The sequence below is a fragment of the Streptomyces sp. NPDC001828 genome, assembly GCF_042892175.1.
In the GTDB taxonomy this organism is placed as follows: Bacteria; Actinomycetota; Actinomycetes; order Streptomycetales; family Streptomycetaceae; genus Streptomyces.
The window spans coordinates 19,313-32,433 of sequence record NZ_JBIATV010000004.1; the positions used below are offsets into that span (position 1 = coordinate 19,313).

A 13,121-nucleotide genomic window follows, 5' to 3' on the forward strand; every position below is an offset into this window, starting at 1 on the left:
ATCCGCTTGTGAGGAGAACCGTCATGGCTTCGCACGCGAACGCGCTCGGCGCGCCCATAGAACGCCGCGAGGGTCGCGCGAAGGTGACCGGCGACGCACTGTACGCCACCGAGTACACGCCGCCGGGTTGTCTGTACGCGTGGCCGGTCACCGCCACCGTCGCACGGGGCCGGGTCGCCTCCTTCGACATCACGGCCGCCCTCGCCCTGCCCGATGTGGTCGATGTCCTCACCCCCGAATCGGCGCCCCGGCTCGCCGAGCCGGACGACGCGACGCTCGCGGTGCTCCAGGACGCGAAGGTGCCGCACCACGGCTGGCCGGTGGCCGTCGCGATCGCCGAGACCATCGAGGCGGCCCGCGCCGCCGCCGAGGCCGTGCGCGTCACGTACGACACCGAGCCGCACGAGTCGGTCCTCGGTGACGACCCCGCCGACGTCTACCGCCCCGAAGAGGCCAACGGCGGCCATCCCGCGCGGCGCGGGCGCGGCGACGCCGAGGGCGCGTTCGCCGCCGCACCGGTACGCGTCGACGTGCGCTACCGGGTGCCGCCGCTGCACAACCACCCGATGGAGCCGCACGGCGCGACCGTGAACTGGCACGACGGCCGCCTCACCGTGTACGACACCAGCCAGGGCTCCGACACGGTACGGGCCGTCCTGGCCGGCCTATTCGACCTCCCCGAAGAGCAAGTGACGGTCATCAGCGAACACGTCGGCGGCGGGTTCGGCTCCAAGGGCACGCCCCGGCCGCATGTCGTGCTCGCCGCGATGGCGTCCCTGCACACCGGCCGGCCCGTCAAACTCACCCTGACCAGGCGGCAGTTGACGGAACTGGTCGGCCACCGCGCCCCGACCGACCACCGGCTGCGGCTCGGCGCCGAGCCCGACGGCAGCCTCGCCTCAGTGATCCACGAGGTCACCACGCACACCTCACGGGTCAAGGAGTTCGTCGAGCAGGCGGCCGTGCCCGCCCGCGTCATGTACGCCAGTGGCACCAGCCTCACCGACCACAAGGTCGCCGCCCTCGACGTGCCCACCCCGTCCTGGATGCGCGCACCGGGCGAGGCGCCCGGCATGTACGCCCTGGAGTCCGCCGTCGACGAACTCGCCTGCGCCCTCGGCGTGGACCCCATCGAACTGCGGGCGCGCAACGAACCCCGCCAGGAGCCGGACAGCGGGCTCCCGTTCAGCAGCCGCCACCTCGTCGAGTGCCTGCGCGAGGGTGCGCGGCGCTTCGGCTGGGCCGACCGCGACCCCCGCCCCGGAATCCGGCGCTCGGGGCCGTGGCTCACCGGCACCGGAGTGGCCTCGGCCACCTACCCGGTCCTCGTCTCGCCCAGTCGCGCGACCGTCACCGCCCACCCCGACGGGCTCCACGTGGTGCGGGTGAACGCCACCGACATCGGCACCGGGGCTCGTACCGTCCTGGCGCAGGTCGCGGCGGAGGCGCTCGGCGTCGGCGTGGACGCGGTCCGCACCGAGATCGGCGCCACCGGCCTTCCCCGGGCGCCGCTCGCCGGCGGCTCGTCCGGCACCGCCTCGTGGGGCTGGGCCGTGCACGAGGCGTCGAGCGCCCTGGCCCGTCAACTCCGGGGCCACTCCGGCCCGTTGCCCCCCGACGGGCTCACCGCGGCAGCCGACACCAAGGGCTCCGCGGACCAGGAGTCCCCGTACGCACGGCACGCCTTCGGCGCCCACTTCGCGGAGGTGGCGGTCGACACCGACACCGGCGAGGTGCGGGTGCGCCGGCTGCTCGGCGTGTACGCGGCCGGGCGCATCCTCAACGCGCGGACCGCCACGTCGCAGTTCATCGGCGGCATGGTGATGGGGCTCGGCATGGCCCTCACCGAGCGCGGCAGTGTGGACCCCGCCTCCGGCGCGTTCATCGGCAGCGACCTCGCGGGCTATCACGTGCCCGCGCACGCCGACGTGCCCGCCATCGAGGCGCACTGGATCGACGAGCGGGACGACCACCTCAACCCGATGGGCAGCAAGGGCATCGGGGAGATCGGCATCGTCGGCACGGCCGCGGCCATCGGCAACGCCGTCCACCACGCCACCGGCGTCCGCTTCAGGGAACTCCCACTCACGCCCGACCGCGTACACGGCGGCCTGTGAGGAGCGGCCCGGCGTCGGCGGGCGGGACCCGGAACGGGATGTGAGACTGCCTCACAAGACAGGAGGTGGTCGGCCATGAGCACGCAGCACACCGAAGAGCCGGGCGGCGGCGAGCGATTGCTGGAGGAGCTGCTCGCCCAGGCGCACAGCGCCACACCGATGGACCTCCCCCTTCTGGTCAACCGCTGTGCCGAGGCGTTCGGCCTCGGGGAGGTCGTCATCTATCTGACGGACATCCAGCAGCGCAGCCTGGTCTCCCTCACCGAGGGACACCCCACGCTGGACATCGACGCGTCCGTCGCCGGCTGGTGCTACCGGACGGTGTCCCTGCGCATGGAGGACGCCGAAGGCGGTGTCCTGTGCGTCTGGCTGCCCATGGTGGACGGAGCCGAGCGGCTCGGCGTGCTCGGCGTACGCGCGCGCTCCGTGGACGCGGTGCGGCTGCGCCGCTGCCGGATGCTGGCCGGGGTCCTGGCGATGGCCATCACGTCGAAGCGCGCCTACAGCGACAGCTTCGCCCGTCGCGCCCGCGCCGAACGGATGCAGCTGCCCGCCGAGATGCTCCGCGCCTTCCTGCCCCCGCGCACCATCGGCAACGACCACGTCGTGTCCACCGCCGTCCTCGAGCCGGCGTACGAGATCGGCGGCGACGCCTTCGACCATTCACTCACCCAGTCCACCCTGCACGCCGCGATCCTCGACGCCATGGGCCACGACCTCGCCTCGGGCCTGACGACCTCGGTCGCCCTGGCCGGCTGCCGCAGTGCCCGCCGGGCCGGCCTCGGGCTGCTCGACCTCGTCGACACCATCGACCAGGCGCTCGCCCAGTGGCTGCCGGACAAGTACTGCACCGGCATCCTGACCCAACTCGACCTGGCCTCAGGGGTGTTCAGCTGGACCAACTGCGGTCACCCGCCGCCCGTCCTCATCCGGGACGGCCGCGTCGTGGACGGCGCCCTCGAACGCACCCCCCAGCCGCCCATGGGCCTGCCGGCCAGGTTCAGCAAGGGCCCCCGGGACCTCCACGAGGTGACCCTGGAGCCCGGCGACCGCGTGCTGCTCCACACCGACGGGGTCACCGAGGCGCGCACCGAGGGCGGCGGCGAGTACGGCATGGACCGCTTCACGGACTCCATCATCCTGGCCACCGCCGCGGGCGAGCTGCCCGCCGAGTCACTGCGCCGCCTCATCCACGCGATCCTCGACAGCGAGGACAGCGACCTGCGCGACGACGCCACCATGCTCCTCATCGAATGGTGGCCCCCCACGGTGCGGCCCACCCCGCCCATCGCGCGCATGGGGTGACCGCGCGAGGACTCGGGACCGTGGTGACAGGGAGTGATCTGGAGAGGCGGACGGTGAGGAGCGGACCTAGGATGACGAACGTCGGGCCCTGCCCGGACTGGCGTCGAACGCGGTCCGGATGCCGAAGCGGCCCCTACCCGATCCACGGACACGTGGAGGTACCCCATGCGCATCACCCACATCGCCGCGACGGCCGCCGCCGCGGCGCTGACCCTCACCGGAACCACCGCCGCCTTCGGTGCGGCCAGCCCCTCCGCCACCGCGGACGCGGTGTTCCTGCAGGCCATCCACCAGTCGAACCTGGCCGAGATCGCCGCGGGCAAGGACGCCGGCACGCACGCGAGCAGCAGCTGTGTGAAACAGGTCTCGGCCGTCATCGTGCGCGACCACACCAAGCTGGACGCCAAGGGTGCGGCCCTGGCCAAGACCAAGAACATCTCCTTGCCGAAGGAGCCCACCTCCGCCCAGCAGAAGTCGCTGTCCGCGCTGAAGCCGATGAACGGCACGGCGGCCTACGACACCGCCTGGCTCAAGGTCCAGAGCAGCGGCCACCAGCAGGCGCTCGCGCTGATCGACAAGGAACTGAAGTCCGGCACGGACAGCCAGATCCAGGCGGCCGCCAAGGAGGCCCGTCCGATCGTCGCCGCGCACCTGAAGATGGTGGAGGGCGGCAAGTGCCACGCCATGGCGAGCAGCAGCCCGTCCCCGCAGTGACCCTGCTCCCCAAAGCCCTTCCCGCGCCCCCTCGCCCCCACGGGTGAGGGGGCGCGGCAGTGCGGTACCGGACGTTTCGGCCAACCCGGCGCCGGGGCGCGATCGTTGGGGCGACGGGCCGTTTGCGTGGCCGAGTGGCGGGCAGGCGCGGTGTGTGCTTCGGACCGGAGGCACGCCCGCGGAGTCCTTACTGGCCCGGGGCGTGCTGTGTCCGGGCGCGACCTTGGCGGAGTCCTGCGGGGCCGTGAGAGCCGACCCGACGTCCAGGGAGTTCCGCCATGCCCACGACCGTGCGCAACCGTACGAGGAACCACGACGACGCGCCCGACACCTTGGACGCCTTCGCACGGCTGGGGACGCTCGAACCCGGGCCGGCGCACGACGCCCTGAGGGACGACCTGGTGGCGCGGTGGCTTCCGATGGCCCGGCGCCTCGCGGGCAAGTACCGCAACCGCGGCGCGGAGACCGAGGACCTCTACCAGGTCGCCGCGATGGGTCTGGTGAAGGCCGTCGACCGGTACGAGGTGGCGCGCGGCGCCTTCGAGTCGTATGCGATCCCGACCATCGACGGCGAGCTGAAGCGGCACTTCCGGGACCACCTGTGGGCGGTCCATGTCCCGCGCCGCGTACAGGAGTTGCGCAACAAGGTGCGCATCGCGCGCCGCGACCTCCAGGACGTCAGGCCCGGCGAGCCCACGATCGGTGAACTCGCCGACCGGTGCGGGATCGACGAACAGGACGTGCGCGAAGGCCTGGAGGCGCTCGAGTCCTACCGCAGCCTGTCGCTGGACGTGGAGTCCCGCAACGACGAGGGGGACGGCCTCGCCCTGGCGGACCGGCTCGGCGCCGCCGAGCCCGCCTTCGACACCGTCGTCGACCGCGAGGCGGTCAAGCCCGCCCTCAGGGCGCTGCCGGAGCGCGAGTGCCGGATCCTGCACATGCGGTTCTTCCAGGACATGACGCAGCATCAGATCGCCACCGAGCTCGGCATCTCGCAGATGCACGTCTCGCGTCTGCTCAGCCGCACCTGCTCCCGCATCCGCAGCCAGGCTCTGGCCGGGTGCCGCGACGCCGCCTGATCGCCAACTGATCGTTCAGAGCGCTTAGTTGATCAGTGAGTGGCCCCTTTCGAGGTTCCATGAACGCCGGGCGTCCGTCGCCCGGCGCGCTCGTTTCCGGCCAATGAGCCAGCCGGACGGAACCGTTCCGCGCGAGCGTCCTCAGGGGGTGCGCGGGGAGGTGGCGGCTGTCCGGGGGAGGCGGGAGCGGACCCCCGCCGGCCGTGACCCGGCCTGGGCCGGGGCGGGGGCACCGCTTCGCCGCCGGGAAGGTGCATACGCCGGGCGGAGTGCGCGAACTCGCCGTGCGGGCCTGGTCGTTCGCCGCCGCGAAGCGGGCGCGGGGGAGTCGCTCGGGCATTCGGGCGTCCGATGCCCGGCCGCACTCCTTCCCTTTCGTCCCTTTGGGGGCGGACCTGTGAGTGGGCCGGGGCGCGGATCAAGTAATCGGTTACTTTGCCTGGCCCTTACGCAGTTCGATTCCGGCCTCGGCGGCGCAACTCTTGTGAGCCGAGCGGGCGCCTGGTTAGGCTCCCGCTCGTTTCGAATCCTGCACATATTCTTCGCAACTTGACCAACTGTGGGGTGGCTGTGCGTCAACCGGAGTTCCTGGGCCTTCCAGGGACCTCTCCAGGGGCCGAGCACTGATGGCCCCCGGCACCACGGCTGCCGACAGACGGGCGGCCCGTCGGCCACTGTCCCGTGACGTCCGGCTGTTCTGGTGGGCGAGCGCCTCCGACGCCCTCGGCACCCAGGCCTCCGGTGTCGTACTGCCGCTGCTGCTCCTCGGACTCGGCCACTCGGCCGCGACCGTCGGCCTGGTCGCGGGGGTGTCCACCGCGGCCGGCCTGCTGCTCGCCCCGCTGGCTGCCGTCCCGGCCGACCGGGGCGCGCGCAAACCCGTGATGTTCTGGTCCGCCACGGTCTCGGCGCTCGCCATGACCGGAGTGACGGCGGCGGTGGCCACGGGGGAGCCACCGCTCGCCCTGGTGCTCGGCGCGGTCCTGGTGGAGCGGTTCTCCACCGCGGTGTACGAAGCCGCCGCCGCCGGCACCGTGGCCCTGATCGCCCCGCCGGCCGACTGCCCCCGTGTGGTGGCCGGTCTTTCGGCGGGCGACCAGGGCGCGCTGATCCTGGGCCCGGCGCTCGGCGGCGCGCTCTACCAGGTGACCCGCGCCCTGCCCTTCCTCGCGGACGCGGTCTCGTACGCCGTCGCCGCCGGATGCGTACGAGCGCTGAGTTCGGACCTGCGGCCCGAGCGGCGCCCGGACGCGGGGTCCGTGGCGGGCGGCCCGGCGGAGGCGGTCGAAGCGACCGCCGATGCCGCGGTCGCGGCTCCGGCCATCAACCCCGCCCCCCGGCCGGGACCCTTGCGCCGGATGCGGGACGAACTCGGCGCGGGGCTCGCCCTCGTGCGCACCTCGCCCTTCCTCCGGCTCGTCCTGACCTGGACCGCCACCGTCAACGGAGTGATCGTCGCCCTCTACTACGGCGCGGTGTTCACCCTGCAGAAGGGCGGCCACGGCGGCGCGCCCATGGGGCTCGTCCTGGCGCTGTCCGGGGCCGCGGGGCTCATCGGGTCGCTGGCCGCGCCGCGCGTCGTGGGCCGGATCGGTGCCGCGCGGCTGCTCGTGACGGTGTCCTGGCTGCTCGTCCCGCTCGCGGCCGGCCTCGCCACGGCCGACGGCCCCTGGACGTACGGCGCGCTGTTCGGGGTGTTCTGCCTGCTGATGCCGCTGGTCGCGGTGGTGCTCCAGTCCCGTGCCCTGCGGGAGACGCCGCCCTCGCTCCAGGCCCGCACCGGAGCGGTCCTCGCGAGTGCCGTCGGCGGGTCGGCCGCCCTCGCGCCGGTCCTGGCCGGGGTGTTCGTGACCCGCTTGGGAACGGCCGCGCCCGCCCTCGTCTGCGCCGGGCTGCTCACCGCCCTTGCCTGGCGGACCACCGTCGTCCGGTCCCGGCTGACGGAGGCGACCGCATGACCCGGAGCTATCAGGTCTACCGCGCGGCCCTGCCCGAGGTGTGTGCCGCGCAGCCCGCCAAGATGGTCTTCACCGCCGACGCCGACGGCCGCTGCGAGGTGTTCACCTGGGACGCCGCGACCTGCCGGGCCCGTCAGGTCACCGAACGGCCGCACGGCACCCTGCACGGCGCGATCGACCGGGACGCCCATGTGTGGTGGTTCGACGAGGACGACCACGGCGCCGGACGCTGGCGGTTCCAGCCGTTCGAGGGCGGCCCCGACCTGCCCGGTCTGCTCGGGGTCCCCGAGGGCGAGCCGCGCGGCCTCGCCGTGAGCGACGGCGCGAGCGTGGCCATGGGCATCGGTGATGCCCGCTCGACCGCCGTGCACCTCGGCCCGCGCGGCGGCGCGGCCCGCGAAGTGACGCGCGTCGACGGCCACGCCACCCTGTCCGGGATCACCCCCGACGGCCGCCTCCTCGCCCTCAGCGGCGCGGCCGGCTCGGCACGGGCCGTGACCGTACTCGCCGACGACGGCACCCCGCGCGCGGTGCTCGCCGGGGACGGGCCCGGCGGGCGGCTCTGGTCGCTGGGCTTCGCGCCCACCGCCGGCCGCGCCGAACTGTTACTCGTGCGGGAGTCCAACGACCGCTATCTGCTGGCGAGTTGGACCCCCGACACGGGAGTCGTCACCCACTCCTGGTGCGCCTTCGACACCGAGATCACCGCCCGCTGGCACCCCGAAGGACGCTCGCTCCTGGTCCGCCAGGACCGGCACGGCCGGAGCACCCTGCACCGCGTCCACCTCGCGGAGCACACCGTCGAGCCCGTACCGACACCGCGCGGAACGCTCCTGGACGCGGCGCCGCGCACCGGATCCGATGTGCAGTTCCTCTGGACCGACACGGCGACACCGCCCCGCATGGTCTCCACCGCGGGCACCGGACTGCCCCCGACGCACGGCATCCCCGAGCGGGTGCCCGGCGAACACCGCGACCTGTGGACGCCGGGCCCGGACGGGCCCGTGCACTCCCTGCTCAGCCTGCCCGAGGGACGCACGGGCGCGGTCCCCGCGGTGTTCCTCGTGCACGGCGGCCCCGCCGACCACGACCGCGACGCCTACGACGGCGTGGTGCACTCGCTCGTCGCCTCCGGCTTCGCCGTCGTACGCGTCAACTACCGCGGCTCCACCGGCTACGGGCCCCGCTGGCGGCGCGCGTTCGGCGAGGGCGTCGGGCTCACCCAGGTCGCCGACCTCGTCGCGGTGCGCGCCGACCTCGTGGCGCGCGGCGTCGTCCGCGCGGACGCGGCCGGACTGTGGGGCACCTCCTGGGGCGGCTATCTGGTGCTCCTCGCCCTCGGCACGCACCCCGGGCTCTGGCAGGCGGGCGTCGCCGTCAAACCCGTCGCGGACTGCGCGGCCGCCTACCGCACCACGACCCCGGCCCTGCGCGCCCTGGACGAGCGGCTTTTCGGCGGCACCCCCGACGAGGTGCCCGAGCGGTACGAACGCAGCTCGCCCCGCCACTACGCCGCCGCCGTCCGGGCCCCCCTGCTGGTCGCCGCCGCGACCCGGGACGCCAAGTGCCCGCCCGGCCAGGTGCGCGACTACCTCACCGCCCTCCAAGGCGCGGGCGTGCGCCACGAGTCGATGTGGCTCGACACCGGCCACGACGGCTACGAGGCCGACGACCACGTGGCCGTGCTGCGCCGCGCCGTGGTCTTCCTCGACCGCGAACTGCGGCAGGGGCGACCCCGCACCACCCCCAAGACGCCCCGCTCCGACCGGAGCGGGGATTCCGGACGGAAGCGCTCTCCAGCGCCCGCCGGAACAGGCGGTACCCACACAGAGAGGAGTTCCGGCCATGCAGAAGGACATCATCCACAATGACCCGCTCGCGGGTGACGAGGAAAACCGCAAGCCGAGCGTCGGCGTGACCATCAAGGTTCCGTTCCGTAACGCCGAGGACGGCGAAGAGGACTGATCCTCGCCGGTCGGTCCCGTGGCGGCTCGCCACGGGACCGACCGGGCAAGTCCCTCAACTCCGGCCCCCCGGGCCTCATTTACTCCACGTCTCCGCACATCCCGAGGAGCCGACATGCGTGTCCTGCTGGTCAATATGCCCTGGTCGCCCATCGACCTTCCCTCGCTGGCTCTGGGAATCCTCAAGCGCAGCGTGGACGAGCGCGTGCCCGGCGCCAGTGCCGAGGTCCTGCACGCCAATCTGGAATTCACCGACTGGATCACCGAGCGCACCGAATTCACCGCCGACGACTACGAGTACTACGCGCTCTCCTCCTATTTCATGGGCTGCGGCGACTGGGTGTTCTCCTCCGCGCTGTACGACGACCCCACGTGGCGGGACGAGGAGTTCGCGGCCGCGATGAAGGGCAAACTCCGCAAGGCGCGTCTGCGCATGTCCCAGGAACTCCACCGGCAGGTACCGGAGTTCGTGGAGATGATCGCCCGGCGGATCGTCGAGTACGCGCCCGACGTCGTCGGCTTCACCTCGACCTTCCAGCAGAACACCGCCGCCCTCGCGGCCGCCAAGCACCTCAAGCGGCTCGCCCCGCACATCGTGACCGTCATGGGCGGCGCCAACTGCGACGGCGAGCAGGGCGAGGCCGTCCACCGCAACTTCCCGTTCGTGGACCACGTCATCCGGGGTGAGGGCGAGTCCGCCTTCCCGCAGCTGCTGACCGCGATCGCCGAGGGCGCGGGCGACGAGGCCCTCTCCAAGGTGCCGGGCCTGTGCTACCGCGGCCCCGAGGGCAGGAGCGTCGTCAACCCGATGGCCACGAGCCCGCTGCCGCCGGCCACCATCCTGGCCCCCGACTACAGCGGCTACTTCGAGCGCCTCGCCACCTCCGTGGCCCGCAACTGGGTCGAGCCCAAGCTCGTCGTCGAGGGTGCGCGCGGCTGCTGGTGGGGCGAGAAGCACCACTGCACCTTCTGCGGCCTCAACGGTTCGTTCATGCAGTTCCGCTCCAAGAGCCCGGACACGTTCTTCGAAGAGATCATGGAACTCGCCCGCCGCCACCGGGTGCTCGACATGTACCTCGTCGACAACATCCTCGACATGGGCTACCTCACCACGGTGCTGCCCCGCATCATGGAGAGCGGCTACGACCTGCGGATGCACATCGAGATCAAGGCCAACATGCGGCGCAGCCAGCTGCGTACGCTCGCCGAGGCCGGACTCATCTACGTACAGCCCGGCATCGAGAGCCTCAACAACCGGGTGCTCGACCTGATGGACAAGGGCGTCAGCGGCTGCCAGAACGTGCGCATGCTCCGCGACGGCGCCGAGACCGGCCTCTCCGTCGCCTGGAACTATCTGCACGGCTTCCCGGGCGAGACCGCCGAGGACTACGACCCCGTCATCGCGCAGATCCCCGCCCTCGAACACCTCAACCCGCCGGTCGACCTCTCGGCGCGGATCGCCATCGAACGCTTCAGCCCGTACTTCAACCGCCCCGAACTCGGCTTCGACGGCCTGCGCCCCGAGGAGCACTACCGCTTCACCTACGACCTGCCCGAGTCCGAGCTGTACGACCTCGCGTACGTCTTCGAGGCCCCCCAGCGCGGCATCACCGAGCCCACCGTCACCGCGCTCAACGACGCGCTCGACGCCTGGAAGAAGCACCACGCCGACGCCCGGCTCACCCACACCGACCTCGGCGACCGCATCGTCCTGGTGAGCAGGCGGCGCACCTTCGCCTGGCGCGCGATGGAGCTGACCGACCCGTTCGAGCTGGCCGTCTTCCGCCTCCTCGACCAGCCGCACGCGGTCACCGCGCTCACCCGCAAGGCGGCCGCCCGCGCCAAGGGGGCCGAACGCACGGAGGGCGAGGTGCAGCAACTCCTCGACTCCTGGCTCGCGTTGGGGCTGGTCTTCACCGACGGCGGCCAGTACGTCCACATCGCGCCCTCGGCCGTCAACGAGGACCTGCTGCGCCTCGACTTCATGCGCCATGCGCAGGCCGCGCTCGACGCCGACGAAGAGCCCGCCCGGCCCGAGCCCGTGAGCGTCTGAGCCCGCGTGACCGACACAGGAACAGGAGGAGAAGACCGATGACCACCGCCCTCACCACCGCGACCGATGTCCTCGCGGTCGCCGCCTGGCGCGACTACGACCCCGAGGCCTGCACCCTGCCCGGGATGTACCTCGGCGAGGTGGAACTGACCGGCCCGCCGGCCGAGGAGAGCGACCGGCTGTGGGAGCTGGGTGCCCGCCGCGTCCGGCTGCCCGGGACCATCGACCTCGCCGGTCTCGATGCCCCGGGGGCGGCCGAGCGCGCCGTGAGCGCCCTGAGCCTGGTCCGCGACCTGACGGCCCGGGCCGTCCTGGTCGAATGGAAGCTTCGGCTGGACCCGGCGGCGCCCGACGACACCTGGCGCACCCTCAGCCACCTCCAGCCGCCGCAGCGCCTGGACGGGCCCGCGGACGCGGCCGGTGACCTGCGCGCGTGGCGTGACGGCCACTACCTCTGCAAGTGCCTGTGGCGCCAGGGTCCGGGCTTCGTGCAGATCCGCGACCGCCGCTGGGGCGATCTGCGCCGCTTCACCGCCGAGGAGCCGGAGTACCGGCAGACCATCGGGGCCCTGGCCTACGGAGCCCCGTCGGCATCGGTGCCCGCCGCCGTACTGGCCGACTTCCTCGGCGAGCGCCTCGTCCTGGAGGTGGGGGAGCTGGCCTGGTGGATGCCGTACCGGGTGAACCGCTGGATCCAGGAGGCCATGGCCATCTGAGCGACCGGGGACGGGCTGCCGCGCGGGTGGCGCGGCAGCCGTCTCCGCTCGACGTGCGACTCAACTGCCGTACGGGCGAGGGGACTTCACTTCACCGCCGCCGCCGCTTGCTTGCGCCGACGCGCCCGGAGGCGCAGCCGCGCGGGCCACTTGCGGGTGTCGCGGGGCTCCACATACGGCTCCTCGCCCTCGGGGTGGCCGCCGCTGATGGCGCGCTGGCGTGCCAGCTCGGCGTCCAGCTCCAGGCCGAGCAGGATCGCCAGGTTCGACAGCCACACCCAGATCAGGAAGATGATGAGCCCGGCCAGCGTGCCGTACGTCTTGTTGTACGAGCCGAAGTTCGCCACGTACAGCGCGAACCCGGCCGATGCCGCCAGCCACAGCAGTACCGCGAGCAGACTGCCCGGGCTCAGCCAACGCAGGCCCGGTCCACGGACGTTGGGGGCGCGCCAGAAGAGCAGCGCCACCATGAAGACCATCAGGAGGAGAAGCACGGGCCACTTCGCGATGTTCCAGGTCGCGACCGCCGCGTCGCCCGCCCCTATCGCGTCCCCCGCGCGCTGCGCCAGCGGACCCGTGAAGACCACGATCACCGCACTGACCGCGAGCACCACCATCAGCGTCACCGTCAGCGCGAGCCGCAGCGGCGTCAGCTTCCACACCGGCCGGCCCTCCGGCAGGTCGTAGACGGCGTTCGCGGCGCGGATGAACGCGGCGACATAGCTGGACGCCGACCAGAGCGCCGCGACCAGGCTCACCACCGCGACGACACCGCTCGTGCCGCCGTTGTCCTGCAACTGGCGCACCGCGCTGTCGAGCAGATCGTGGACCGGGCCCGGGGTGAGGTGACCCAGGTTGTCCAGGATCCCGCGCGTCGCGGTCTCGCCCATCACACCGAGCGTCGAGACCAGCACGAGCAGCGCGGGGAAGAGTGACAGGACCCCGTAGTAGGTGAGGGCGGCCGCCTTGTCGGGCAGGTCGTCGTCGAGGAACTCCCGGCCGGTACGGCGAAGCACCGCGAGCCATGAGCGGGCCGGAAGGTCGGTGGGGTCACTGGGCTCCTCCTCCGGCCGGGAGGAGGTGGGGTTGTGCGAGGTCTCCGTCATGTCCCTCGGGTCCCCTCGAAGACGCTGCTCACGCGTCCGCGCCCACGCGGAGTCGTCCCGTGGCGGTCCGTGGGTCACCCGTGGGGTGGTCCGAGGCCGAACGGCGCCC

At 72.7% G+C, this 13,121-nt stretch carries 9 protein-coding genes; 8 read left to right on the forward strand and 1 reads right to left on the reverse strand.

The annotated features are described in order from the left end of the window. Positions 1 to 23 precede the first annotated feature (23 nt). The 8 genes from ACFYZA_RS14265 to ACFYZA_RS14300 all read left to right on the forward strand — a co-directional run bounded on the left by ACFYZA_RS14265 (position 24) and on the right by ACFYZA_RS14300 (position 11,906). Positions 24 to 2,117: a xanthine dehydrogenase family protein molybdopterin-binding subunit gene (locus ACFYZA_RS14265; RefSeq protein ID WP_388490345.1), complete on the forward strand. Its 2,094-nt coding sequence runs from the start codon at positions 24 to 26 to the stop codon at positions 2,115 to 2,117. A 75-nt stretch (positions 2,118 to 2,192) separates the two neighbouring features. Continuing rightward, on the forward strand, positions 2,193 to 3,422 hold the full coding sequence (locus tag ACFYZA_RS14270) for a PP2C family protein-serine/threonine phosphatase (protein ID WP_382598902.1): 1,230 nt from the start codon (positions 2,193 to 2,195) through the stop codon (positions 3,420 to 3,422). 165 nt (positions 3,423 to 3,587) lie between these two features. Further along, positions 3,588 to 4,136: a DUF4142 domain-containing protein gene (locus ACFYZA_RS14275; protein WP_382598900.1), complete on the forward strand. Its 549-nt coding sequence runs from the start codon at positions 3,588 to 3,590 to the stop codon at positions 4,134 to 4,136. Between the two features lie 278 nt (positions 4,137 to 4,414). Then, positions 4,415 to 5,215: a SigB/SigF/SigG family RNA polymerase sigma factor gene (locus ACFYZA_RS14280; protein ID WP_388490348.1), complete on the forward strand. Its 801-nt coding sequence runs from the start codon at positions 4,415 to 4,417 to the stop codon at positions 5,213 to 5,215. A 626-nt stretch (positions 5,216 to 5,841) separates the two neighbouring features. After that, positions 5,842 to 7,173 (forward strand): MFS transporter, encoded by a 1,332-nt coding sequence (locus ACFYZA_RS14285; RefSeq protein WP_388490351.1) that lies wholly within the window; start codon positions 5,842 to 5,844, stop codon positions 7,171 to 7,173. Beyond that, the gene (locus ACFYZA_RS14290) at positions 7,170 to 9,044 is read left to right on the forward strand and encodes an alpha/beta fold hydrolase (RefSeq protein WP_388490354.1); all 1,875 of its coding nucleotides are present in this window, start codon (positions 7,170 to 7,172) and stop codon (positions 9,042 to 9,044) included. Before ACFYZA_RS14285 ends, ACFYZA_RS14290 begins: the two co-directional genes overlap by 4 nt. 208 nt (positions 9,045 to 9,252) lie before the next feature. Next, positions 9,253 to 11,190 (forward strand): RiPP maturation radical SAM C-methyltransferase, encoded by a 1,938-nt coding sequence (locus tag ACFYZA_RS14295; RefSeq protein ID WP_388490357.1) that lies wholly within the window; start codon positions 9,253 to 9,255, stop codon positions 11,188 to 11,190. Between the two features lie 38 nt (positions 11,191 to 11,228). Further along, the gene (locus ACFYZA_RS14300; RefSeq protein ID WP_388490359.1) at positions 11,229 to 11,906 is read left to right on the forward strand and encodes a DUF5825 family protein; all 678 of its coding nucleotides are present in this window, start codon (positions 11,229 to 11,231) and stop codon (positions 11,904 to 11,906) included. Between the two features lie 86 nt (positions 11,907 to 11,992). Here the strand turns inward: ACFYZA_RS14300 and ACFYZA_RS14305 are convergent, their stop codons facing one another. After that, on the reverse strand, positions 11,993 to 13,012 hold the full coding sequence (locus ACFYZA_RS14305; RefSeq protein WP_388490362.1) for a YihY/virulence factor BrkB family protein: 1,020 nt from the start codon (positions 13,010 to 13,012) through the stop codon (positions 11,993 to 11,995). Between the last annotated feature and the right edge of the window lie 109 nt (positions 13,013 to 13,121).